The following is a 23905-nucleotide window of genomic DNA, read 5'->3' on the forward strand; positions in this document are numbered from 1 at the left end:
GGCTGGGCAGGGTTTGGCGCAAGAGCCCGCCGCTGTCAAAGGGTTTCCTGCCTCTCCAGGGACAACCCGCACGAACAGATTGAGCAGATTGACCTTTCCAGCGTGTGACGCGCGCGTTAGGTTTTTGGTTCGACCCTCAAAAAGGACCGTAACAACGGCCGTGTTCTGGGAGGAACCACATGAAGGGATTGATGATGCACCGTCCGCTGAAAATCGCGGACCTCATCACGTTTGCGCGCGACACCTATCCCACAAGCGAACTCGTTTCTGTCCGCACCGAAGGCGATGTCCACCGGGCGACCTACCGGGAAACAGCCGGACGGATCGCCCAGCTCGCTCACGGACTGCGGCGGCTCGGCGTTCAGGAAGGAGATCGCATCGCGACCCTTGCCTGGAACGGCTACCGCCATTTTGAGCTTTATTACGCCATCTCCGGGATCGGGGCCGTCTGCCATACGATCAATCCGCGCCTGTCAGCGGAGCAGATGATCTACATCGTCAATCACGCCCAGGACCGGCTCCTCTTCACCGACGTCACCTTCGTTCCAATCCTGGAAAAATTGAGACCGCATTTTCCAGCGGGTCTTCGGGTCGTCATCATGACCGACCGGGCGCACATGCCCGAAACGACACTTGAAGGCGCTCTTTGTTATGAGGAGATCCTCGAAGGCCAATCCGAAGAGATGGACTGGCCAGACTTTCCCGAGGAGACCGCCGCCGGGCTGTGTTACACGTCCGGCACGACGGGCAATCCCAAGGGCACGCTCTATTCGCACCGCTCCACGGTGCTCCATGCCTACAGCCTGTGTGTCACCATTCCGAAGGTTCTTCAGGAAGGCTCCCGCATCCTGCCGGTGGTGCCGCTGTTTCATGTCAATGCCTGGGGTTTGCCCTATGCCGCACCGCTGTCCGGATCGAGCCTGATCTTCCCGGGTGGCGCGCTGGACGGCGCCAGCCTGTTCGACCTGATGGACCGGGAGAAGGTTTTTTCCGCCTGGGGCGTGCCGACGGTCTGGATGGGGTTGATGAATGAAATTCGGCAGCGTGGCCGCTTGCCGGAGGGGTTTGGCGACATTGTCGTCGGCGGTTCAGCGGCCTCCCGTTCCCTTATCGAAGGTTTCGAAAAGGAAGGGGTCAATGTCTGCCACGCCTGGGGCATGACGGAAATGAGCCCGCTCGGAACCCAGTGCAATCTGCCCCCCGATATGGCGGATTTGCCGTTTGAGGACCGTGTCGACCGCAAGCAGTCCCAGGGGCGCCGTGTCTTCGGTGTCGACATGAAAGTGGTGAATGACGCAGGTCAGCGTCTGCCTCACGATGGCAAGACCCCGGGGCATCTTTATGTGCGCGGCAATGCGATCACCGCAGGCTATTTCGAGGACGAAGACGCTTCAAAACCGGTGTTTGATGCCGAGGGCTGGTTCTGTACCGGCGACATCGCCACCATCAGCGCCGACGGGTTCTTGACGATCACCGACAGGTCGAAGGATCTGATCAAGTCGGGCGGCGAATGGATCAGCTCACTCGATCTGGAAAACATCGTCATGTCGCATCCGGGCGTCGCAGCGTGCGCCGTGATCGCGGTGCCCGACGAAAAATGGGACGAGCGTCCGCTGCTGATCGTACAGGCACGGGACGATGCCCAGCCGCAGAAGGAAGAGCTCCTTGGGCTTCTGGCCGAGCGCGTTGCCAAGTGGCAGGTACCGGATGACGTTGTCTTCGTGGATGCCCTGCCGCTGACGGCAACCGGCAAGGTCTCGAAACTCACGCTCAGAAAAAGTTATTCGGAGGGCGCCGAATGACGCCGGAAAAACTGTTCGGTCTTGCCGGTAAAACCGCTCTTGTGACAGGCGGCGCCACCGGTGTCGGCCGCATGGCTGCTGAGGGGCTCATCGCGGCGGGTGCCCATGTCCTGATCGCCAGCCGGAAGGCGGACGCTTGCAAGGCGGCAGCAGAGGAGCTCAATGGCTTAGGGTTCCCCGGCAAGGCTGACGGCTTTGCCGGCGACGTTTCCACTGAAGAGGGTGTGGCTGCGCTTGCCGAGGAGGTAGGCCGACGCACGGAAAAGCTCGCCATCCTGATGAACAACGCCGGCACCAGCTGGGGCATGCCGCTGGGGTCCTTTCCCTATCATGCCTGGGAGCGGGTCATGCGCGTCAACGTCACCGGCCTGTTCCAGCTGACCCAATCCCTTCTGCCGCGTCTGGAAGCGGCTGCCAGTGATGACGACCCGGCACGGGTGGTCAATGTCGGCTCGGTGATGGGCGAAACCGCCCATGGCGACCGCGCCTACAGTTATGCCGCTTCCAAGGCGGCAGTCCATCACCTGACCCGGATCCTCGCCAAGGAGCTGGCCGAAAAGCGGATCACGGTGAACGCGCTGGCGCCTGGACCCTTCGTCAGCAACATGACCGCCTTTGCAACGGCGGATGAGGATATCCGCTCTCGTGTCGGCGCCCAGGTGCCGCTCGGACGGGTCGGCAGGCCGGAGGACATTGCCGCTGCAATGCAGTTCCTGTGCGGCTATGGCGGTGCCTATGTCACGGGCGCGATCCTGCCGATCAGCGGCGGCATCAATGTCGAGACCGGGCCGGATCTTTTCCAGGAGGCTTACTGAGTGTCTGTTGAGGCTTCGCCCGGACCGGTCACCTTCGACACGTTGAAAGCGATGATTGGCACCGAGGTCGGTGTGTCGTCCTGGGTTCTGGTGGACCAGGCCCGGATCGACGCCTTTGCCGACGTCACCGGTGATCACCAGTTTATCCATGTTGACCCGGTCCGGGCCGCACAAACGCCTTTTGGCGGCACCATTGCGCACGGGTTTCTGACCCTGTCGCTGCTGTCGGCACTGGCACTGGAGGCGCAGCCGAAAATTGCCGGGGCTGAAATGGGCATCAATTACGGTTTCGACAAGGTGCGCTTCCTGGCGCCGGTCAAGGCCGGGGACAGGGTACGTGGCCGGTTCACGCTGGCGGCCCTGTCGCAACCCGGACCGAAGGAGGTCGACATCACCTGGGCCTCGACCATCGAGATCGACGGTGGCAAGCGGCCCGCGCTCGCTGCCGACTGGCTGAACCGTTTTTATCTGAACGAAGGGGAGCAAACCTGATGCTCAAGGCACGCCCATTGCCGAAGGCGCTGCAGGGTCTGAGACTGCCGGCGGTCGCCGCCCCGCTTTTCATCGTCTCCTGTCCGGATCTCGTGATTGCCCAGTGCAAAGCCGGTATCATCGGCAGCTTTCCGGCGCTCAACGCCCGGGACGAGCCAGGTGGTCCGGTCTTGCTGGAAGCCTGGCTGCAGCAGATCACCGAAGCGCTCGACCGGCACAACCAGGCGAATCCCGACAGCCCGGCCGCGCCCTTTGCGGTCAACCAGATCGTGCATCGTTCCAACGAGCGCCTGGAACGCGACATCGAGATCTGTGCGCGCTGGAGGGTGCCGATCTGGATCACCTCCATGGGCGCCCGGGTGGAGGTGAACGAGGCCGCTCATGCCTGCGGCGGCATCGCGCTGCATGATGTCATCAACAACACCTATGCCAGGAAAGCGGTCGAAAAAGGCGCCGACGGGCTGATTGCGGTCGCGGCAGGTGCCGGCGGTCATGGTGGCCCGCAATCACCCTTTGCCCTGGTGCGCGAGATCCGCGAATGGTTCGACGGGCCCCTGCTTCTCGGCGGGGCAGTCTCCACCGGCGAAGCGCTGCTGGCCGCGCGGGTGCTCGGTGCCGATTTCGGTTATGTCGGTTCGCCCTTCGTGGCCACCGAAGAGGCGAATGCGGATCGCGCCTACAAGGACATGATGGTGGCCGGTGGCGCGGAAGATGTACTGACCTCGTCGCTCTTTACGGGGCACCCGGCCAACTACCTGAAAGGCTCGATTGCCAAGGTTGGGCTGGATCCCAATGATCTGCCAGCGGACTGGGATGTCAGCGTCATGCCCGACGACAGCCCGAAGCCCAAGGCCTGGCGCGAGATCTGGGGAGCCGGCCAGGGCATTGGTGCGATCAAATCCGTTGGCCCGGCGGCCCATGTGGTCGATCGCCTGGAAACGGAATACCGCACCGCCATAAAGCGCCTGCGCGACGACATCTGCTAGGGGGAACTGATGGATCTTGGAATTTCCGAAAAGGTTGCACCGTTGATCGCCGAGGTGCGCCAGATGGTGGAAACGGAGATCGCGCCGCTCGACAGGGAGTATCACGAAGAGGTCGGGCGGCATCCTTCCGGTGACCGGTTTCAGATGACGGCCCGCCAGCTTGAGATCCTGGACAGTCTGAAGGCCAGGGCAAAGGAACGTGGTCTCTGGAATTTCTGGCTGACGGACAGCGAGAAAGGGTTCGGCCTGACAACGGTCGAATACGCCTATCTGGCGGAGGAAATGGGCAAGGTCGGCATTGCCGCCGAGGTTTTCAACTGCAATGCGCCCGATACCGGCAACATGGAAGTTCTGGAGCGCTATGGCACCGAGGCCCACAAACAACGCTGGTTGAAACCGCTTCTGAACGGAGACATCCGGTCCGCGTATCTGATGACCGAACCTGATGTCGCCTCTTCGGATGCGACCAACATCGCGCTCACGGCCGGAAAGGACGGTGCCGACTGGGTCCTCAACGGCGACAAATGGTGGGCGACAGGCGCCGGTGACCCGCGCTGCGCGCTTTACATCGTCATGGCCGCAACGGACCCGGAGGCGCACAAACACAGCCGCCATTCCATGTTCCTGGTGCCAGCCGACGCACCGGGCATCGAGGTGCTCCGGCCGATGCATGTGTTTGGCGCCGACGATGCCCCCCACGGCCACATGCATATCCGCTTCACGGATGTCCGAGTGCCGGCCGAAGATCTGGTGTTGGGCGAAGGTCGCGGCTTTGAAGTTGCCCAGGGACGGCTTGGTCCGGGCCGCATCCATCATTGCATGCGCGCCATCGGCCAGGCCGAAAAGGCGCTGGAAATGCTGTGTCAGCGGGCCATGTCGCGCGAGGCCTTCGGCAGGAAACTCATGGATCTCGGGGCCAATTACGACATCATTGCCAATGCGCGCATGGAAATCGAGATGGCCCGGCTGCTCTGCCTGAAGGCCGCCTGGGTCATGGATACGCAAGGCACGCGCGCCGCCCAGTCCTGGATCAGCCAGATCAAGGTGATCGCGCCTTTGATGGCATTGAAAGTCGTCGACGAGGCCATGCAGGTCCACGGCGCGGCCGGCATCAGCCAGGATTTTCCATTGGCTGCCATGTGGACGCATTTGAGGACACTGCGGTTCGCCGACGGTCCGGATGCCGTGCATCGGCGCCAGGTGGCGCGCACGGAGCTGCGGAAATATGCCAACGGGAAACTTTGAAGGTGGCCGCACGAGCACACCAAGCCGGCCATACCTTGCATCAGGGCGGCCTCGCCTCACCCACAGCCCTCATCCTGAGGAGCCGCGTTAGCGGCGTCTCGAAGGATCGACAGTGTGTGCGGGAGTTTGCTGTCGTTCCTTCTAGACAGCGCTCCGTGCTTCCTCAGAACGAGGTCTGTGGGTGGGGAGGCCTCCAGATGGAGTTTGATCGTGGGGCCGGCAACGAAGGTCTGCGCCCATGAACACCCCTCTACAGGATCTTGACCTCACATCGCTTGCCACCTGGCTGGCAACACACCTGCCCGGCTTTGAAGGCCCGCTTGATGCAGAAAAATTCAACCGCGGCCAGTCCAACCCGACCTTCCGGTTGAGGGCTTCCTCCGGCGACTATGTGCTCAGGCGCAAGCCGCCGGGCGTGCTTCTGAAATCCGCCCATGCCGTCGACCGGGAATTCCGGGTACAACAGGCGCTCGCAGGGTCAGAGGTGCCGGTCGCGCAGATGCATGTGCTGTGCGAGGATGACAGCGTCATCGGCTCGGCCTTCTACATCATGCAGCTTGTCAGGGGGCGCAACTTTGATGACCCGCGCGTGCCGGGTGTCGATACCGACGCGAGACGCGGTCTTTATGACGAGATGAACCGGGTGCTTGCAGCAATCCATGCCATTGACTTGGGCGCGCGCGACCTCGCGGACTTCGGACCGTCAGGGAACTATTACCGCCGCCAGATTGACCGCTGGACCAGGCAATACCGGGCCAGCGAAACCGGGACCATTCCGGCCATGGACGAGCTGATTACGTGGCTCGACGGCAATGTGCCGGAGGACGATGGCCGGCGCACGCTGGTCCATGGCGACTACCGCATCGACAACCTGCTCTTTGCCGAGGACGGGCCGGCCTGCGTTGCCGTGCTCGACTGGGAGCTTTCCACCATCGGTCATCCTTTTGCCGATCTCGCCGCACTCATCATGCAGTGGCAGCGCCCGACCGGTGCCGAGGGTCGGGGGCTTGCCGGTGTCGACCGGAATTCGCTTGGCATTCCGGAGGATCAGGCCTTCATCGACGCCTATTGCAGCCGAATGGGCCTTCCCGGCATTCCGGGCTTCGGCTTCTTTCTCGCCTTTGCCTTCTTCCGGATGGGCGCGATCCTGCAGGGCGTCAAGAAACGCGCCCTTAACGGCAATGCCTCCAATCCGGAGCTCGGACTGAAGCTGGGCGCGAGCGTGCCGGACTATGCGGCCGGCGGGCTGGAGGCGGCGAAAAAGGGTAACAGTTGGTCTTAGAGCAGATCGCGTTTAACCGGACTTGGTTTTCGCTGCCTGAAATCAAAGATTTCAATGCAAAAACCGAGGATCGTTGGATCTTGTTCAACGCGACACGCTCTAGGTGTCACCCCGGATCGTCGCTTTGCTCCGTCCGGGGTGACACCATCCAAGATGCTTTGCCCCAAAACGCCGCAATCCGGAAAGCCCACTCGATTGTCATCCCGGGCGAAGCGCAGATCCGGGACCCAGTGGTCACCGGCGTTCGAAAAATACGCCCTGACACTGTGGCGTACTGGATCCCGGTCTTGGCGCGATGCGCCAAACCGGGATGACAATCGGGCGGAGCTGACGATTAACACTGACGAAAACTGGCTTTCGCCGCACTTCACCCTCGCGCATTCATCTCCGCAAAGGCCTCGCCGCTTGCAGCCATCTTCCGCAGGAGCTCGGGAACCTGCCAGTAATAGCTGTCTTCCTGCGCGTACGCCTCGATCCGCCGGACCAGCTCGCCTGCTCCAATCACATCCGCTGTGTGCATCGGGCCGCCGCGGAAGCGCGGGAAGCCGTAGCCGTTCAGGAAGACGGCGTCGATGTCGATGGGCCTGAGGGCGATGCCTTCCTCCAGCACACGGACGCCTTCCGAGATCATTGCCGTCATGAAGCGCTCGACAATCTCTTCAGATGTAAAACTGCGCGGTGTCACTCCGGCGTTTTCCCGTTCCGCGTCAATGATGGAAAGGGCGTCCGGATTGGGCCGGGAGCCGTTGTCGTCATAGATGTAGAAACCCTGACCGGTCTTGCGGCCGAACCAGCCATTCTCGCAGATCCGGTCGGCAATCGGGATGTAGCGCTCTTCTTTGGGCCTTGTTGCCGCCCGGCGCTTGTTGGCGGCCCAGCTGATGTCGAGACCGGCCAGATCGGCAACCTGGTAGGGGCCCATGGCAAAGCCGAAGCCGCGCATCGCCGTGTCGATCTCCTCTGGCGACGCGCCGTCCATCATCATGTAATCGGCGGCCTTCTTGTAGAAGGTCATGATCCGGTTGCCGATAAAACCGTCGCAGACGCCGGAGCGCACGGCGATCTTTTTCAGCTTCTTGGCCAGTGCAAAGCCTGTGGCAACCACCTCCGGGGAGGTCTTTTCGGCGACCACCACTTCCAGAAGCCGCATCACATGGGCAGGGGAAAAGAAGTGCAGACCGATCACGTCTTCCGGCCGCTCGGTGGTCGCGGCGATGTCGTTGATGTCGAGATAGGATGTGTTGGAGGCCAGCACGGCACCCGGCTTGCAGACCGTGTCGAGGGTGCCGAAGATGTCGCGTTTGACGCTCATCTCCTCGAAAACCGCCTCGATCACCAGGTCGACATCGGCCAGGGCTTTCAGATCTGTTGAGGTGCTCAGTGTGTCACTCAGGATCTTTTCGCGCCCCTCGGCGCTCAATTTGCCGCGTTTGACTGCGCCATCCAGGTTCCTGGCTATCGTTTCGGTGCCACGCTCCAGACCCGCCTGGTCGCGCTCGGTCAGGGTCACCGGCAGCCCCGCAAGCAGCAGCGCGGTCGCGATACCGGAGCCCATGGTGCCGCCGCCGATGACGCCGACAGACCGGATCTCGCGTGGCTCCGCCGCAGCTTCGGGAACCTTTGTGACTGCCCGTTCGGAGAAGAAGGCGTGGATCAGGCCGGCGCGTTGCGGGCTTTCCATGCAGGCGGTGTAAAGCCGGCGTTCCTCCGCCATGCCGTCCCTGATCGGCAGGTGACAGGCTTCGACAGCGTCGACGCATTTATGGGGCGAGAACAACTGTGCCTGGGTCTTTGCAAGTTTCGTCCGCATCTCATCGATTGCGGCCTGATCGGGCGAGGCGACAAGTTCGCCGGTCTTGCGGCGGGGCAACGCTCCGGACACAAGATCCTGCGCTGCCTGCAAGGCAACCTCGCGCGGTTCGCCTTCTCCTATCCGGTCAATCAGGCCGTTTTCGAGCGCAACTTCTGTGGAAACCGGCTTGCCGGAGGTGATCATGTCGAGGGCAAAGGCGACGCCGGCAAGGCGCGGCGCACGTTGGGTGCCGCCGGCGCCGGGCAGAATGCCGAGTGTGACTTCAGGCAGTCCCACCCTGGTGCCCGGGATTGCGACGCGGGCGTGGCAGGACATGGCAACTTCCAGCCCGCCGCCTAATGTCGTGCCGTGCAGGACGCAGACAATGGGCTTTTCTGTGCCCTCGATGAAGTTGCACAGGTCCGGCAGCCAAGGATCCTGCGGCGGCTTGCCGAATTCGCGAATGTCCGCACCGGCAATGAAGGTCCGGCCCTTGCCGTAAAGCGCGATCACCTGAACGCTGTCATCCTGCTGCAGGGTTTCGAGCGCTTGCCACAATCCCGTACGGACCGCGTGCGAGGCAGCGTTGACCGGCGGATTGTCAAGGGCGATCAGGCCGGTGTTGCCGATGATCTCGATGGAAACGACATCGTTGATGGCGGACGTGCCCGTCGGCATTCCAGAGTGCATTGAGTTCCTCCCAGGCCGCTTCGGATGAGCGGATTCGTGCCCGGATTGTCAATTGTAAGGAGGGCTTGTCAAGCTGTCCCAAAAGCGCAAGTTGCGTTCGTCAATCCTTTGGTGGTGCCTTCGGCGTGAAGGAACAGCGATCCGGTTTCACATCGACAAGCGGCGTGCCATCCAGGCAGTCGAGTCCGCGCACCGTCAGAACCGGTCCGTCGACAGAGACAAGTTTGACAAGGGATGTTCCGATCGGATTGGGACGCACAGGCGAGCGCAGCGCAAACGTGCCGAACGTGCCGTCATTATGCCCCGGATTCTGGATCACCAGGTCGCGCCGGGCCTGGTTCAGCCAGTAAAGCAGTTCGATCCGGGCGTAGTCCTCGATGCCCTGTAGCGCCGGGACCCAGGGCTCGAAGATCTCGACCTGGCAGTCCGGTCCGTCCTCTTTTCCCTGACGTGGACAGGCTTTGCGATCTGTCCAAGGGGTCCGGATGCGGCCTATGAAATAAAGCCGGGCGTCCTTCGGTTCGGGAACGGAAATCTGAACTTCGTGCGGGCGAATATCGCTCATCTTGGTCCTGCGGTTTGATCCTGCGGTGGTGTTTTTCAGGTAGACAGCCAGCGAACGGTGCCGTGATCGCTGAGATCGTAGCCGCCGAGTGCAGCGGCCTTGTCCTTGAAAGCGGTAGAGCGCGCAAATTCAAAAAGCGTCTGCAACGGTTCGGTGAAATAGGCGCGCCGGTTGACCAGCAAATCGAAACGCTCGTCGGCAAGCGGCAGAAATGTCAGCTTGAACGGCTTTGCCATGGCTTCGATCCCAAGCGCGGCATCCGCTTCGCCGGCCGCGACCGCAACAGCTGCATCATTCTCGCTATGGGCCGGGCTTTGGGCGCAGACAAGGTCATTCTCCGTCAGGCCGGCGTCTTCAAGCAATCTGGAAAACAGGAGTGCGGCGCCGGCGCCGGGCTGGCGCAGGGCAACACGTTTGCCCTTCAGATCGGCAACTGACCGGATCTCACCGGCAGCGTCATCGGAGATCAGAAGGCCGCGCTTGCGCGTCGCAAAGGCGAGCAGAACGGCATTTTGCACGCCGGTCTTTTGAACAGTGTCTACGTTCCAGCCACCGTCTTCGGGAAGGTGCAGGCCGGCAAGTGCCGCTGTCGCCTCCTGAAATCGCGTCAGCCCGTCGCCGCTGCCATTGCACAGGACGGCGAGCCCGCAGCCCGATGCGTGGATCGCCCAGTCCAGCAGCGGATCGTGGGAGCCGACGAGAACGTCCGGCAGGGTGTCCTGCGTGGGCAGTGGCGTGCCTTCCAGCCAGGCTTCGATCTCGTCGGAAGGAAACAGCAGTTTGCCGGTGATGCGTCTGTGGGGAATTTCGTCGGCCGCCGCCAGGTCATAGACCTTGCGCTCCTTGACCCGGAGCAGGTCGGCCACCTCCTTGGTGGTCAGGAACTTGGGCTGGTTGGGATCTGAGTGCTTCAACATGTGTCCTGCCGTTTGGCGTGAACTTAGCGGAGGTGCGCGCTTCAGGACAAGATCAATGCTGCACGGTCCGGGGACAAGGCGATCCGTAGGTGACGTAACGACTCAAGTATGTGACGCAACGGCGCAACAACGCGCTGTTAAACTGCGACACTCTTTTTGGTCTAGGCAAATGTGAATGAAACTGTGCACGAAAGTTACTGCGCCTTGGGGAAGATAATCTTTTCCCCGAGGCGTTTGTGTTGAGTAAAAATTTCCCTCCCATGCCGCATTGCAAAATATTAAGCCGGTAGCTGACTAAAAAATATACATTTTTTTGCATTGCCCCCTTTCCATGAGCAGGCAATTTTGTTTTTCTATCGACAACTGCGCTGACCGACTGCTCGACGAGGCGAAGGCTTCCTGGGCGGTAACTGGTTGGACGCTGAATAATAATGAACCAGATTTGGGGACAAAATGGCGAACACACGGGGCGCTGCTGTTAAGTATGACAGCGTTCAAAAGAGCTATGACGGCGAAAGCCTGGTCGTAAAGAACCTCAATCTCGATATCCCGCCGGGCGAATTCCTGACCATGCTGGGGCCGTCCGGATCCGGCAAGACAACCTGCCTGATGATGCTGGCGGGGTTTGAGCCCGCCACCCACGGTGAGATCTATCTCAACGATCGCCCGATCAACAACGTGCCGCCGCACAAGCGTGGCATCGGCATGGTGTTCCAGAACTACGCCCTGTTTCCGCACATGACGGTCGCGGAAAACCTCGCGTTTCCGCTTCAGGTCCGCAATGTGAACAAGGCGGACCAGCAGGCAAAGGTGCAGCGTGCACTGGAGATGGTCGAGCTCGGCAGCTTCGGCAATCGCCGCCCGGCACAGCTCTCCGGTGGCCAGCAGCAGCGCGTCGCCGTTGCCCGCGCCCTCGTGTTCGACCCGGAACTCGTTCTGATGGATGAGCCGCTTGGTGCGCTCGACAAGCAGCTGCGTGAGCAGATGCAGTATGAAATCAAGCACATCCACGAGAATCTGGGCGTCACGGTGGTCTACGTGACCCACGATCAGACCGAGGCCCTGACCATGTCGGACCGGGTGGCCGTGTTCAACGACGGCGTCATCCAGCAGCTGTCGACACCCGATGACCTCTATGAAGATCCGCAGAATTCCTTCGTGGCCCAGTTTATCGGCGAGAACAACAAGCTGAGCGGCAAGGTCGTCGACATCCAGGGCGAGGAGTGCCTGGTTGAACTCGACGATGGCACCAAGCTGAAGGCCGACAAGGTCAATGTCGCTGCCGTCTGAGACAGGACCACTCTGTCGCTTCGGCCGGAACGTGTCGAATTCGACACCCATGATGCGATGGACAATCTGGTCGATGGCCGGATTGAGGAACTCATCTATCTTGGCGACCACATTCGTGTGCGCATGAATGTGGCCGGCAATGACGAGTTCATCGTCAAGGTTCGCAACCGCGGAGAGAAGCGCAAGCTCCATGTCGGTGAAACGGTCCCTGTGGGCTGGGCACTGAATGACTGCAAAGCGCTCGACGCTGTTGTCTGAAATCGCACGGCGGCCGGGTCGCGGCCGCCAGCGACAACAACGGAAGCAATCCGTTACATCCTAAAAGAGGGAGCTAACTCACATGAAGCTCAAGACTGTTATTCTTGCAGGCACCGCTCTGGCATTTGCCGGCAGCACGGCTCTTGCAACAGACCTGACGCTCGTCTCCTGGGGCGGCGCCTACCAGGCGTCCCAGAAGAATGCCTATACCGATCCGTATATGGCCGAGAACCCGGGCATCAACGTGATCTGGGATGAGTCCTCCGCTGAGGCTGTGGCCAAGCTGCGCGCCATGAACGAAGCCGGCAACATCACCTGGGACCTGGTCGATGTGGTTGCTTCCGACGCCATCCGTCTGTGTGACGAAGGCCTGGCCATGGAAATCGATGCGGACGCCGACCTGGCGGCTGCTCCGGACGGAACGCCGGCGTCTGAAGACTTCGGTGATCTGCTCGTTTCCGAGTGCTTCATTCCGCAGATCGTCTATTCCACCACCTTCGGCTACCGCACCGACGTTGCCGACTGGGGTGGCAAGGAGCCGGACGACATCTGTGATGTGTTCGATCTGGAAACGTTCCCGGGCAAGCGCTCGCTGGAAAAGCGTCCGATCAACAACATGGAATGGGCTCTTCTGTGCGACGGCGTTGCCAAGGAAGACGTCTATGACGTTCTGGAAACCGAAGAAGGTCAGAACCAGGCATTCGCCAAGCTCGACACCATCAAGGACAACGTGATCTGGTGGTCGGCCGGTGCGGAAACCCCGCAGCTTCTGGCGGACAGCGAAGTCGTGATCGGCTCCACCTATAACGGTCGCCTGTTCGCTTTGATCGAAGAGCAGAAGCAGCCGGTGAAAATGCTCTGGGACGCCCAGGTGTTCGATCTGGACGGCTGGATCATCCCGGCAGGTCTGCCGGAAGATCGTCTGGCTGAAGTGAAGAAACTGGTCAAATACGCCACCGACACCCAGCGTCTGGCGGATCAGGCCAAGTTCATCTCCTACGGTCCGGCCCGTAAGTCGTCTGCTCCGCTGGTCGGTCAGCACGCGACCCTCGGCATCGACATGGCTCCGCACATGCCGACCGATCCGAACAACGCCAAGAACACCTTCCTCTATAACTACGAGTGGTGGGCGGATTACCGCGACGACATCGACGCCAAGTTCCAGGCCTGGCTCGCGCAGTAAGCCTTAACGGCACGCTTTGGACCGGGTGGGGCATCGCCTCACCCGGACCTTCTCTCTGATTTTCGGAAGACATTTATGAGCGACACCACCCAAGACGGTCAGGTCCTGACGACGCAGGACGGCAAGCCGCTGAAGGCTGCGCTGGCAAAGGCCCTGCGCCGGGAAAAGCTGCGCGCCCTGATGCTGATTGCGCCGCTGCTGATCTTTGTGCTGATCACCTTCGTCGCCCCGATCGTGGACATGCTGTTCCGGTCCGTGGAAAACGGCATCGTTTCCGAAACGCTGCCCAAGACCGTCGTCGCTCTGGAAGCCTGGGATCCCGACTCCGGCGAGGTGCCGGATGAAGTTGTCTTCGCTGCGCTTTATGACGACATGGTCGTCGCGGTGGATGCAAAGACGCACACCCGTCTTGGATCGCGCCTCAACTACGAACAGAGCGGTATTTCCAGCCTGTTCCGCAAGACCGGCCGGCGCATCAAGCGCATGGATGAGGGCGGTCCCTTCAAGGATCAGTTCCTCGACGCGGACAAGAAATGGGGCCAGATCGAAACCTGGCAGGTGCTGAAGCGCTTTTCGCCGACCATCACAGACGGATACTTCCTGAATTCCTTCGATGCCCATCGCACCTCAGATGGCATTGAAATGAAACCGGCAGACGAACGAATCTACATGTTCCTGTTCGGCCGAACCCTGTTCCTGTCGATCGTGATCACCGTGTCCTGTCTGCTGCTCGGTTATCCGATTGCCTTCCTGCTGGCCGCGCTGCCGCTGCGCACATCGAACCTCTTGATGATCCTCGTGCTGCTGCCCTTCTGGACGTCGCTTCTGGTGCGCACCTCTGCCTGGAAGGTGCTGCTCCAGCAACAGGGGGTGATCAACGATTTCCTTGTCTGGACGGGCATTGTCAGCGAGGCCGGGCGTCTCGTGATGATCAACAACCAGACCGGCACGATCATCGCCATGACGCACATTCTGCTGCCCTTCATGATCCTGCCGCTCTATTCGGTGATGAAGACCATCTCGCCTTCTTACGTGCGTGCGGCCAAGAGCCTCGGAGCCAATGACTGGATTGCGTTCTGGCGGGTCTATTTCCCGCAATCGGTGCCGGGCATCGGCGCGGGCGCGGTGCTCGTCTTCATCCTGTCGATCGGTTACTACATCACGCCGGAACTGGTTGGCGGTACGTCGGGCATCTTCATTTCAAACCGGATCGCCTATCACATCTCGTCGTCGCTCAACTGGGGCCTTGCGGCTGCCCTCGGGACCCTGCTCCTGGTCGCCGTCCTGATGCTCTTCGTGGTCTATGACAAGATTGTCGGCATCGACAACGTGAAGCTCGGATAGGAGGACGATATGAGCGCACTTCCCCCATATGCGTCCCCCTTGCAGCGGACCTGGTTCTACTCCTTCCGGATCATTTGCGGACTGATCTTCTTCTTCCTGATCTTTCCGATCCTGGTGATCCTGCCGCTGAGCTTCAACGCACAGGACTTCTTCACCTTCACCAAGGAAATGCTGGCGCTGGATCCGGCCGGCTATTCCTTCAAACACTACAACGACTTCTTCACCAACCCGGACTGGCAGCAGGCTCTGACCAACTCGGTGCTGATTGCCCCCGTGGCCACCATCCTGGCAACAGGCTTTGGCACGCTTGCCGCTATCGGCCTGTCCCAGTCTCACGTGCCCTACAAGTCCGCTATCATGGCGGTCCTTATCTCGCCGATGATCGTGCCACTGATCATCTCGGCCGCCGGCATGTATTTCTTCTATTCGCGCATTGGCCTGCAGGGCACCTACTGGGGTGTGGTACTGGCCCATGCCGCGCTCGGCACGCCTTTCGTGATCATCACGGTCACGGCGACCCTGGTCGGCTTTGACCGTTCGCTGGTGCGCGCAGCGGCAAGCCTCGGCGCCAATCCGGTGACAACCTTCTTCAAGGTGCAGATGCCACTCATCATCCCGGGTGTCGTTTCCGGAGCATTGTTTGCCTTTATCACGTCTTTCGACGAGGTCGTGGTGGTGCTATTCTTGGGCTCTGCTGGTCAGAAGACCCTGCCGTGGCAGATGTTCACCGGCCTGCGCGAACAGATTTCACCGACCATCCTGGCGGTGGCTTCGCTGATGGTGGCAATCTCGATCTGCCTCCTGACGGTTCTGGAGCTGCTGCGCCGCCGGTCGGAACGCTTGAGAGGTATGACGCCGGGCTGATCCGGCCAGAGCTGCTTTCGATGTGAACCGGTGGCGGAACGCCAGTCGCCGGGTGGAGACCGGATCCGGATCTCCCGGTAGCAAGACAATCAGACATTGGGCCTGGCGGGCCGGCTTCTTTCAGGAAGCCGGCCCGTTTTGCGTTTCAGGCCCCGGACTTTGAAACATCTGGATCTGAAAGGAGACCATGACATGAGCAGCGACATGATCCGCATTTACGAAATGAACAATGGTGAAAAGGCGTTTTCACCCTTCTCGGCCGGGGAAATGGACAGCCGGCAGAACAGGTTGCGCAAGCTGATGGCGGATCGCGGCATCGACGCGGCGCTGTTCACCTCCTATCACAACATCTGCTACTACTCCGGCTTCCTTTATTGCTACTTCGGCCGCAAATACGGCTTCCTGGTCACCCAGGACAAGGCAACGACGATTGCGGCCGGCATCGATGGCGGCCAGCCGTGGCGCCGCACCCATGGCGACACGGTCATCTATACCGACTGGCGCCGGGACAACTATTTCCACGCCATCCAGTCCCTCTTGGATATGCCGAACCCCGCCATCAAGCGGATCGGCATCGAGTTCGACCATGTGTCGCTCGATCTGAAGAAACAGCTGGAGGATGCGCTGCCGGGTGTGGAACTGGTCGATATTGCCGCTGACGCGATGGCGCAGCGAACCATCAAGAGCGCGGAAGAGCATGTCCTGATCCGGGAAGGTGCCCGCATTTGTGATGCCGGAGGCGCGGCGCTCGTCGAGGCGGTTCAGGCAGGTGTCACGGAACACGAAGTTGCCATTGCCTCAACCAATGCGATGATCCGGGAGATCGCGAAATCCTTCCCGTTCGTGGAGCTGATGGACACCTGGACCTGGTTTCAGTCCGGCATCAACACCGATGGTGCGCATAATCCGGTCACCAACAAGGTCGTCGAGGCCGGCGATATCCTCAGCCTCAATTGTTTTCCGATGATCTTCGGCTATTACACCGCCCTCGAGCGCACGCTCTTTTGCGAACATGCCTCCGATGAACATCTGCGCCTGTGGGAGATCAACTGCCATGTCCACCGGGAGGGCCTGAAGCTGATCAAACCGGGCGCGCGCTGCTGCGATATCGCTACGGAACTCAACGACATCTATCGCAGCCACGACCTGCTCAAGTATCGCAGCTTCGGCTACGGCCACTCCTTCGGCGTGCTCAGCCATTATTACGGCCGCGAAGCCTCGGTCGAATTGCGCGAGGATGTCGAAACGGTTCTGGAGCCGGGCATGGTGGTGTCCATGGAACCGATGATCATGATCCCGGAAGGAGAAGCGGGAGCGGGCGGTTACCGCGAGCACGACATCCTGATCGTGACGGAAACCGGTGCCGACAACATCACCGGTTTCCCCTTCGGTCCGGAGCACAATATCATCCCGAAGCGCTGAGACGGCGAAACGAAACGGGAAGGGACGGGGCGGCCACTATGTGCCGGCCCGTCACACAACGGCGCGGCCATTCACCTGCTGGCCGCGGACGAGGCGCGAAGGTCCGAGAGGCCTGGCCCTATCGTGCTTGGCGGCTTCATCAGAACGTCAAGTTATTGAACCATTGACTGAATTTCGACTTTGGCCGCGAAGTCAGAAAAAGACTTTGATCCCTCCGAACCGGGACGAGTGGCTGAGACCGGACGTGGGGGCTGAGACAAACAGAGACATGTGCAGAAACAGAGCGCACGCACATTTGCGGTGCAGCGTTCGCAAGATGTCATCCTGCTGAAACATAGTCGACATCTATATTGGCGGAACTTCGGGGACCGTCATGCCTGACCTGTATAAACCGCACAAATTATCCTGCATTCAAAATATTCAGGCCATTGGCGGTCAGAATTACCTCTACGCAACCGTGTTCTATGGCTTCGACCTGACCGACCCGGAAGCGATCCTGAGTGAAGCGGTCTATACGGAGACGGCCATGTCGAACCTGCCCATGGGCGGGTTTCTCGACATGGGATTTCCAAAGGTGCAGGCGGAAGTGCTGATTGCCGGTGAAGCCCGCGCGCCGGAAGGCGGCAGCGTTCAGGCGCAGGAGGTAGGTGTTGCCGTCGGACCGGTGACGAAGCGGGCCGTGGTTTTCGGCGACCGCCACTGGGTCAAGGACAGCCACAACGACATCCGGCTTTCCCATGCCGTTCCCTACGAGACCATGCCGCTGACGCCCGACCAGGCTTTTGGCAACGAGACCCATCCGGTCAATCCGGAAGGCAGGGGCTGCAACCCGCACCATGTCCTGGAGCATTTCGGTTACGCGCAGCTTCCGAATGTCGAAAACCCGGACGCATTGATCAAGACCCTGACCGATCAGCCGGACCCGATCCTGTTCGGTCCCTTGAGCCACGATCACCCGTCGCGCAAGACAAAGGTTGGCCAGCCGAGCTGGGACTGGATCAGGACGACGTTTCCGGAGCCCCCTCCGGGTTTCGACAGCGCCTATTTTAATGTGGCCCCGACGGATCAGCGATTTGCCTCGGCTCCGGAAGGCAACGAGGCGATCTCCGTCTGGGGCATGTCGGCGCGCCACCCCGTGATCCGGTCGCACCTGCCGGGTTTGCGCGTCCGGCTGTTTGCCATCCATGACCAAAAGGCCGAGCGCCTGACCGAGATCACCACACGGATCGAGACCGTCTGGGTCTTTGGTTCCTCCGAGATCGGCGGCATCTATCATCGCGGTATTCTGAAACTGGCAGATGAAAAGGCTTCGGACGTGGTGGCCCTTATCTTCGGCGCCGAGCGCATGACCGATGCGCCGCGTCCGGCCTCCTATTACGCGGAAATCTACCGGCTGCGAACGCATCCGACCGAAGGCGCCATGCACACGCTGAACGACAGCCAGTTGATGCCGGACCTGCCGGATGCCGAGGTCGAGGCGATGGAGGCACGCTCACAGGCCTATAGCGAGGAAATCGCGCAGAAATTCGAGAAGAAGATCCAGTTCGAACATGCCGACCTGCTCAGGAAGGCGAACATGCCCGCCATGATGCGGCCGGATACAAGCCTTCCGCCGATCCCGCGCCTGCCCTTGCCGGCCCCGGAAGACATCATTGCCGGCAATGTCGACATCGCCGCCATGTTCAGGAAGCTGGCCTCGGCCGGCGACCAGCTGGAAGCCGACCTGATGAAGGGGCCCGCGGCGGCCATCGCCCGGCACAAGGCGGCGGGAATGCCATTGCCGGACGATCTGTTTGCGCTTCACGACACAATGAAAACGGCGATCAAGGCGGGAGATCCCGGCGCGGCCAATGTCTTGAAAGACGTGGCAAAGACCAAGTCGGTAACCGATGATTTTTCCAAGTTTGCCAAGGCCACCGTGGACCTCGGCAATAGGACGACGGATGGACTGACACCGCCGGTTGAAGACGTCATGCCGGGTGAACTTGACGCGGCACTTGCAAAAATCGACGCAATTGTCGGCAAACTGGACGGCGCCGGCGCCGGCGCCGGCGCCGGCGGCGAGGAAGAGCTTTGGACGCTGGTGCGGGCGCGTGCCCTTGCGCTCCCCGAAGCCGATCCGTTCTACGAGATGAAACAGAACCTGGAAGCCATGGCCAGGGATCTGAAGGAGACCAGCGGCCGTCCCAAATCCGGCGAGATGGTCACCATCGAAGACGCGCTAAGCGGCGCTCATCTGAAAGACCCGACGCCAACCGACTTCGACGCGGTGCTTGCCGAACTTGCCACCATGCCTGACAAGAACAGGGCCAATCTCGACAAGATGGAAGCCATGCTGGCGGAAAGGCTTCCGAAAACGGCGGACCAGGACCTGCCGCCGAGCCTGGCGCTGGCGCGGGAAGTGGAGAAGATCCCCGTTCCCGAACTGGATGTGAAATCCATCGATGACATCATCGCGAAGGCCGAAGAGGCAACGTCGATGGACGCCGACACGTTCTTCAGCAATCTGGACGAAGAGGCCCGGGAATTCATGCTGGACAAGGAGCATGCCCGTTCGGCGGCACTGGAAGCTGTCCACCCGATCGAAACCTATACGCCCGGCATCCGGCGCAAGCTCGGCGAACTGGTCGTTGACGAGGTGGCAAGGGGGGAGAGCTTTGCCCGCAGGGACATTGCCGATGCGTATCTCGCCGGCGCCGACCTGTCTCATCTCGACATGAATGGCGTGTTCCTGGAAAAGGCCAATCTGACCGGCGCGAGGCTCCGGAACGCAGACTTCTCGGCGGCGGGCATGGCGGAGGCCGTGCTGACGGGCGCCGATGCCACCGGAACCGACTTTTCCCGCACCACGCTCTCCGGCGTGATTGCTGAACGGGCCATCCTGAACCAGACCCGGTTTTCCGAACGCACCTGGTCGAAGTCGCATTTCAGCGGCTCGACCTTTCGTGGGGCGGTCTTCGATACGATGACCTTTCTGGAATGCGATTTTTCCGGAACGGACTTCGAAGCCGCGCAATTCACCAACTGCCTGTTCCTGAAGTGCGACTTCCGGGGAGCCGCACTCCGCAAGGCACGGTTTGAAAAAACCATGGTGGTCGAGGGCGACCTGTCCTATTCCGACTGGTCCGGCGCGCAATTCGATCGCCAATTAATGACCAAGGTCGTTGCGCAGGACAGTCGCTGGAGCAACGCCAGTTTCAGCAAGTCCACCTTCGTCGGGAAGTCCGACCTGAAGGGAAGCTATTTCGATGGCGTGCGCGGCCACTATTCCAGTTTCCTGGAGGCCAATCTCGACGAGACCTGCTTCATGCGGGCACAAGTCCGCGAATGCCTGTTTTTGAATTGCGAGATGACGGCTGTTGATTTTCGGGCCGCTCGCGCTCGCAAGGCCGTCTTCAACGAGTCGAGTCTCGTCCATTCCGACTTCTTTGCCGCCGATCTGATGGAAGCGCATCTCAGCCAGTGCGATGCCCGTTACACCAGTTTCAGGGACGCCAATCTTTACGCCGCCAATTTCATGGATGCCGACGTGAAGTGGACGGATTTCAGCCGGGCCAATCTCGGCCAGACAATCCTGGAGCTGCCGTCCAATGACGCTTGAGGAAATCTATCACGCAATAGAATACAGCCAGACAATCTCCGACCGGGATTTCTCCAGGCGCACCTTTTCGGACGCGACCTTCAGGTCGGCCAACTTCGTCATGTGCGATTTCGGCGGCGCACGTTTTGTCCGGTGCAATTTCGACAAGAGCATGCTGATCCGGTGCGATTTCCGCGGTGCGCGGTTCGAAGACTGCACTTTTGCCGGCAGCCAGTTGATGATGGGGCGCTTCGAAGGCGCGGCCTTCCCGGGGTGCGCCTTCGAGACGACGGGTTTCCTGCAAGGCAAACTGCAGGGAGCCGATTTCTCTCACGCCCGCCTCTACGACACCGGGCTGCTCTGCAACGATCTGACGGAGGCGCGGTTCTGCGAAACGTCTTTCGAGAAAGTCGGGCTGCTTGAAAACACGCTTGACCGTGTCGACTTCGCCAGGGCGCATATCTACCGCACGATGATCTCCAGGGCCGATCTGCGGACGGCCTTCCTGGACGGAGCGATCTTCCATCAGGTGTTGCTGGTTGATGGCAACCTCTCAAACCGGGATCTCTCCGGTCACACGTTCCGGGAATGCACCATGGTCGACGCGGACCTCCAGAAAGTGGCGTTTCGCGGTTCGGAACTGACCCAGACCTCCTTCGTCAATTGCAACATGCGTCTCAGCGATTTTTGTGAAGCGAACATGCCGCAGGCGATGCTGGCCGGTTCCATCCTGGCGGGATCGAAGTTCGAGCGCACGACCCTGACCAACGGCGTGTTTGCGAATGCGGATGTTTCAGCAGTGTCCTTTGCCGGATCGCAGATGCAGATGGCCGTGTTCGACAACGCCAATTGCGGGGCGGCCCGTTTCGAGGGCTGCGACCTTCAATATGGCGACTTCACCAACGCCAATTGCCAGGCCGGGAATTTCGCCAATGCCAGGTTCAACATCACCAGGTTCCACGGCGCCAATCTGAAGGGCGCACTGCTCGACGGCTCGGCGGGATCGACCGTTCCGACCGATGACAGGCGGCTGATCGCGCAGGCCTATAACCCACAAAATGTGATCCTCGACACAGAATTGTAGTTTCCCGTTCCGTTCGGGAAATTGAGCCGAAATATCGTTGATTGTGACAATCACAATATGCACCGTGTGCACCTGAAAAGTTCAGTTTTCAGGTGCCGACAAAGGAAGAAACGATGCCGACAGTGAATGCATCCGGACCGATACCCAGTTTCGACGTCTCTCCCGTCGATCCGTTCATCATGCCGTCAGTGCCGCCGGTTCCCGCGGTCATGCCAGCGGTCGGGTTCCGGATGATGACCATCCCCAGCCAGTTCTCCTTTTTCTCCATCTGTTTCTTTTTTCACACGATGCTCTCGATGATTGCTTCCTGTGTCGCCGGTCCGGGCCCGGGCGTGATCTCGGGACTGCCGATGAGCGCCAGCAAGTCCGGCAAGGGCTCCGCCAGACTGCTCATTCAGGGCCAGCCGGCCGGTCGGGCGCTGATGGATCCGCCGCTCGAAAACGGCCTCACCGTCAATTCCGTCGGCATTTCTTCACCGGGTCAATGCACCCTGATCAACCCGGTCGGCTAGGAAGGGTCCACAATCATGGCCACGACCAAACCATCAGCAGACGACCGGACTTCGGCGCATATCTATTTTGCCGTGCCGCTCACCGGCAACGCTGACGAGTTCAGCGGCCAGTATCTGCGTTTGGAAGAATATATCGGCACCAATGAGGACAGCCATCTGCCCTCTTCCGTGTCGGCGGGTGGCCTGACCGGCATTTCGATGTCCGCCAACGGCGTCTTCCTTCTCAATGCGGATCAGAAGAAGGTGGAAACCTTCGGCAAGGCGCTGACCGAAAAGGTGCTGGGCGGCGATCACACGGTGACAGTCGACAAGGGCGACTGGAAACTGAAGGCGAAAGACGGCTCGATCACCATTGAAGCCAGGAATACCACGGCAGACGCCAACATCACGCTGCAGTCGGAAGGCCACGATCTTCATCTTTATGCGGTCTGGGGCAAGTGCACCACGTCGGACAGCCGGGACATCAAGGAAAGCTCGTCCAAGAAGGTCACCTACGTGCAGCTGTTCGAATATTCGTCCGTGTTCGGCGCATCGATCACGGACAGATCGGCGTTCTCGTTCAGTCTCAACGTGGTGGGCGATGCCTATTTCAAACTGGCGGAAGCCAAGGCGTCGATCACGTCCCTGAAGATCATTTTCCAGAAATATTCCGGCTACTACGCCTGTTTCAACATCCTGCAGGTCCTGTCTTTCAAGATGGCGCAGAACTACAGAAAGACGATGGTTCTCTACAACAAGATGACCGTTTTGCAGATCTACGTCGAGATGCTGAAGAGCCAGAACGACATCGTCAAATCGAAGATCAAGGGCGGTGTGACGGAAACCTATGCCGCCGAGATGCGCTCGAAAATGGCCGGTTGCGGTGTTTTCCAGCGGATCAAGTTCTAGCCGGCGCGGGAGGATAGCCACATGACGACTCTTTACATGGGTGTCTCACCGGCAAGCGACGACACGCTCGGCATTGAAAACGGGGTCTATATTCGCCTCGGCTCCTATGTGAGCGATCCGTCGGAAGTCGACGAGGCCAGCCACTTGCCGACGTCGGTCTATTCCGGCGGCCTGGCGGCGAGCGACGGCATTTTCATCACCACGGCCGGTTCCTACATCGTTGAAGCGAGCAAGGAAGGCCATATCGAGATCGGCGGCAGCCTGACCCAGAAGAACAGGGACGGCCATCGCAACACGACCGTTGAAGCCGGCGACGTCACGATCACGACCGACACCAAGGGCTTTTCGCTGACGGCTCGGGGCAATTCAAAATTCAATGTCACTTCCCATCATGTCGACGGGATCTTCATTGAGGCGCCGGACGGCAAGGTCTCCAGCAAGGGTGATGCGATCTACAACCACACCTTCGGAGCCTATCTGAAGCAGGTCGTCGGATCGACGAAGAAGATCATCCAGAAAGAAAGCACGAATGTCAGCCTGGCGCTTGTGCTGCCCGTTTATCTGTCAGGCGCGGTCGGCTGGAAAATGTGCTCGATGAACCTGAAAGTGTTCGATGCGAGCGAGACCGATCTGAAGATCTCCTCCGGAGGCATCAAGCTTGGGTTCGTTTATCTGAGCAACAACGTCATCACCCACGATATGGGCTATTCGATCCTCTACTACAAAAAGCGCGGTATCCAGCTCGAATATGCCGTGAAGAAGAACGATCTGAAGGGCTGGTCGGATTTCTTCAGCACGGCCAAGATGAAGACAGCTCTCGCCCAATCGCAATATACCAGCAGTGTCGAGGCGCATATCGGCATTGAATCCAAGATGCCGGCATAGCGAGGGCGA

At 60.3% G+C, this 23905-nt stretch carries 19 protein-coding genes and 1 pseudogene; 16 read left to right on the forward strand and 4 right to left on the reverse strand.

The window, feature by feature from the left end:
• Positions 1-179 precede the first annotated feature (179 nt).
• The 6 genes from ACO6TG_RS16340 (at position 180) to ACO6TG_RS16365 (ending at position 6622) form a co-directional block, all read left to right on the forward strand.
• Positions 180-1802, forward strand: coding sequence for a long-chain fatty acid--CoA ligase (locus tag ACO6TG_RS16340; protein ID WP_422374167.1), 1623 nt, complete (start codon positions 180-182; stop codon positions 1800-1802).
• The gene (locus tag ACO6TG_RS16345; RefSeq protein ID WP_422374168.1) at positions 1799-2617 is read left to right on the forward strand and encodes an SDR family NAD(P)-dependent oxidoreductase; all 819 of its coding nucleotides are present in this window, start codon (positions 1799-1801) and stop codon (positions 2615-2617) included. Before ACO6TG_RS16340 ends, ACO6TG_RS16345 begins: the two co-directional genes overlap by 4 nt.
• A gap of 51 nt (positions 2618-2668) precedes the next feature.
• Positions 2669-3109: a MaoC family dehydratase gene (locus tag ACO6TG_RS16350; RefSeq protein WP_422378896.1), complete on the forward strand. Its 441-nt coding sequence runs from the start codon at positions 2669-2671 to the stop codon at positions 3107-3109.
• A complete protein-coding gene (locus ACO6TG_RS16355) occupies positions 3109-4095 on the forward strand; it encodes an NAD(P)H-dependent flavin oxidoreductase (RefSeq protein ID WP_422374169.1) in 987 nt (328 codons plus the stop codon). Before ACO6TG_RS16350 ends, ACO6TG_RS16355 begins: the two co-directional genes overlap by 1 nt.
• Positions 4096-4104: 9 nt before the next feature.
• Positions 4105-5340, forward strand: a complete 1236-nt coding sequence (locus ACO6TG_RS16360; RefSeq protein WP_422374170.1) for an acyl-CoA dehydrogenase family protein — start codon at positions 4105-4107, stop codon at positions 5338-5340.
• A gap of 238 nt (positions 5341-5578) precedes the next feature.
• Positions 5579-6622: a phosphotransferase family protein gene (locus ACO6TG_RS16365; RefSeq protein WP_422374171.1), complete on the forward strand. Its 1044-nt coding sequence runs from the start codon at positions 5579-5581 to the stop codon at positions 6620-6622.
• Positions 6623-6989: 367 nt separating this feature from the next.
• On the opposite strand, the gene ACO6TG_RS16370 is transcribed toward ACO6TG_RS16365, so the two are convergent.
• From ACO6TG_RS16370 to ACO6TG_RS16380, 3 genes are all read right to left on the reverse strand, one after another.
• Positions 6990-9104, reverse strand: a complete 2115-nt coding sequence (locus ACO6TG_RS16370; RefSeq protein WP_422374172.1) for a 3-hydroxyacyl-CoA dehydrogenase NAD-binding domain-containing protein — start codon at positions 9102-9104, stop codon at positions 6990-6992.
• A gap of 100 nt (positions 9105-9204) precedes the next feature.
• Positions 9205-9669, reverse strand: coding sequence for a tRNA (N6-threonylcarbamoyladenosine(37)-N6)-methyltransferase TrmO (gene tsaA, locus ACO6TG_RS16375; protein ID WP_422374173.1), 465 nt, complete (start codon positions 9667-9669; stop codon positions 9205-9207).
• A gap of 35 nt (positions 9670-9704) precedes the next feature.
• The gene (locus ACO6TG_RS16380; protein ID WP_422374174.1) at positions 9705-10586 is read right to left on the reverse strand and encodes a substrate-binding domain-containing protein; all 882 of its coding nucleotides are present in this window, start codon (positions 10584-10586) and stop codon (positions 9705-9707) included.
• A gap of 453 nt (positions 10587-11039) precedes the next feature.
• On the opposite strand from ACO6TG_RS16380, the pseudogene ACO6TG_RS16385 reads away from it, so the two are divergent.
• The 7 genes and pseudogenes from ACO6TG_RS16385 (at position 11040) to ACO6TG_RS16415 (ending at position 21611) form a co-directional block, all read left to right on the forward strand.
• Positions 11040-12134: pseudogene (locus ACO6TG_RS16385) on the forward strand (ABC transporter ATP-binding protein).
• An 82-nt stretch (positions 12135-12216) separates the two neighbouring features.
• Positions 12217-13317: an extracellular solute-binding protein gene (locus tag ACO6TG_RS16390; protein WP_422374175.1), complete on the forward strand. Its 1101-nt coding sequence runs from the start codon at positions 12217-12219 to the stop codon at positions 13315-13317.
• A gap of 75 nt (positions 13318-13392) precedes the next feature.
• Positions 13393-14661 (forward strand): ABC transporter permease subunit, encoded by a 1269-nt coding sequence (locus ACO6TG_RS16395; RefSeq protein ID WP_422374176.1) that lies wholly within the window; start codon positions 13393-13395, stop codon positions 14659-14661.
• A gap of 9 nt (positions 14662-14670) precedes the next feature.
• Positions 14671-15525 (forward strand): ABC transporter permease, encoded by an 855-nt coding sequence (locus tag ACO6TG_RS16400; protein WP_094073329.1) that lies wholly within the window; start codon positions 14671-14673, stop codon positions 15523-15525.
• Positions 15526-15717: 192 nt separating this feature from the next.
• Positions 15718-16947 (forward strand): M24 family metallopeptidase, encoded by a 1230-nt coding sequence (locus ACO6TG_RS16405; RefSeq protein WP_422374177.1) that lies wholly within the window; start codon positions 15718-15720, stop codon positions 16945-16947.
• A gap of 373 nt (positions 16948-17320) precedes the next feature.
• Complete coding sequence (locus tag ACO6TG_RS16410; protein WP_422374178.1) at positions 17321-20548, forward strand: DUF2169 family type VI secretion system accessory protein; 3228 nt, start codon at positions 17321-17323, stop codon at positions 20546-20548.
• Positions 20538-21611, forward strand: coding sequence for a pentapeptide repeat-containing protein (locus ACO6TG_RS16415; RefSeq protein WP_422374179.1), 1074 nt, complete (start codon positions 20538-20540; stop codon positions 21609-21611). Before ACO6TG_RS16410 ends, ACO6TG_RS16415 begins: the two co-directional genes overlap by 11 nt.
• Positions 21612-21699: 88 nt before the next feature.
• Here the strand turns inward: ACO6TG_RS16415 and ACO6TG_RS16420 are convergent, their stop codons facing one another.
• Positions 21700-21879 (reverse strand): hypothetical protein, encoded by a 180-nt coding sequence (locus tag ACO6TG_RS16420; RefSeq protein ID WP_422374180.1) that lies wholly within the window; start codon positions 21877-21879, stop codon positions 21700-21702.
• Between the two features lie 28 nt (positions 21880-21907).
• On the opposite strand from ACO6TG_RS16420, the gene ACO6TG_RS16425 reads away from it, so the two are divergent.
• Genes ACO6TG_RS16425 through ACO6TG_RS16435 form a run of 3 tightly spaced genes read left to right on the forward strand, consistent with a single transcriptional unit; the run spans position 21908 to position 23896 of the window.
• The gene (locus ACO6TG_RS16425) at positions 21908-22123 is read left to right on the forward strand and encodes a hypothetical protein (RefSeq protein WP_422374181.1); all 216 of its coding nucleotides are present in this window, start codon (positions 21908-21910) and stop codon (positions 22121-22123) included.
• A 15-nt stretch (positions 22124-22138) separates the two neighbouring features.
• Positions 22139-23011, forward strand: a complete 873-nt coding sequence (locus ACO6TG_RS16430) for a hypothetical protein (RefSeq protein WP_422374182.1) — start codon at positions 22139-22141, stop codon at positions 23009-23011.
• 21 nt (positions 23012-23032) lie between these two features.
• Positions 23033-23896, forward strand: coding sequence for a hypothetical protein (locus tag ACO6TG_RS16435; protein ID WP_422374183.1), 864 nt, complete (start codon positions 23033-23035; stop codon positions 23894-23896).
• Positions 23897-23905 lie beyond the last annotated feature (9 nt).

Source organism: Roseibium sp. (assembly GCF_965233565.1).
Lineage (GTDB): Bacteria > Pseudomonadota > Alphaproteobacteria > Rhizobiales > Stappiaceae > Roseibium.

Bases quoted from the DNA above. Each gene is read 5' to 3' on its own strand.
- ACO6TG_RS16365 (WP_422374171.1), top strand. From the start codon at position 5,579: ATGAACACCCCTCTACAGGATCTTGACCTCACATCGCTTGCCACCTGG.
- ACO6TG_RS16370 (WP_422374172.1), bottom strand. From the start codon at position 9,104: ATGCACTCTGGAATGCCGACGGGCACGTCCGCCATCAACGATGTCGTT.
- ACO6TG_RS16350 (WP_422378896.1), top strand. From the start codon at position 2,669: ATGATTGGCACCGAGGTCGGTGTGTCGTCCTGGGTTCTGGTGGACCAG.
- ACO6TG_RS16425 (WP_422374181.1), top strand. From the start codon at position 21,908: ATGATTGCTTCCTGTGTCGCCGGTCCGGGCCCGGGCGTGATCTCGGGA.
- ACO6TG_RS16395 (WP_422374176.1), top strand. From the start codon at position 13,393: ATGAGCGACACCACCCAAGACGGTCAGGTCCTGACGACGCAGGACGGC.
- ACO6TG_RS16415 (WP_422374179.1), top strand. From the start codon at position 20,538: ATGACGCTTGAGGAAATCTATCACGCAATAGAATACAGCCAGACAATC.
- ACO6TG_RS16405 (WP_422374177.1), top strand. From the start codon at position 15,718: ATGAGCAGCGACATGATCCGCATTTACGAAATGAACAATGGTGAAAAG.
- ACO6TG_RS16410 (WP_422374178.1), top strand. From the start codon at position 17,321: ATGCCTGACCTGTATAAACCGCACAAATTATCCTGCATTCAAAATATT.
- ACO6TG_RS16380 (WP_422374174.1), bottom strand. From the start codon at position 10,586: ATGTTGAAGCACTCAGATCCCAACCAGCCCAAGTTCCTGACCACCAAG.
- ACO6TG_RS16345 (WP_422374168.1), top strand. From the start codon at position 1,799: ATGACGCCGGAAAAACTGTTCGGTCTTGCCGGTAAAACCGCTCTTGTG.
- tsaA (WP_422374173.1), bottom strand. From the start codon at position 9,669: ATGAGCGATATTCGCCCGCACGAAGTTCAGATTTCCGTTCCCGAACCG.
- ACO6TG_RS16420 (WP_422374180.1), bottom strand. From the start codon at position 21,879: ATGGAGAAAAAGGAGAACTGGCTGGGGATGGTCATCATCCGGAACCCG.
- ACO6TG_RS16360 (WP_422374170.1), top strand. From the start codon at position 4,105: ATGGATCTTGGAATTTCCGAAAAGGTTGCACCGTTGATCGCCGAGGTG.
- ACO6TG_RS16430 (WP_422374182.1), top strand. From the start codon at position 22,139: ATGGCCACGACCAAACCATCAGCAGACGACCGGACTTCGGCGCATATC.
- ACO6TG_RS16355 (WP_422374169.1), top strand. From the start codon at position 3,109: ATGCTCAAGGCACGCCCATTGCCGAAGGCGCTGCAGGGTCTGAGACTG.
- ACO6TG_RS16340 (WP_422374167.1), top strand. From the start codon at position 180: ATGAAGGGATTGATGATGCACCGTCCGCTGAAAATCGCGGACCTCATC.
- ACO6TG_RS16390 (WP_422374175.1), top strand. From the start codon at position 12,217: ATGAAGCTCAAGACTGTTATTCTTGCAGGCACCGCTCTGGCATTTGCC.
- ACO6TG_RS16400 (WP_094073329.1), top strand. From the start codon at position 14,671: ATGAGCGCACTTCCCCCATATGCGTCCCCCTTGCAGCGGACCTGGTTC.
- ACO6TG_RS16435 (WP_422374183.1), top strand. From the start codon at position 23,033: ATGACGACTCTTTACATGGGTGTCTCACCGGCAAGCGACGACACGCTC.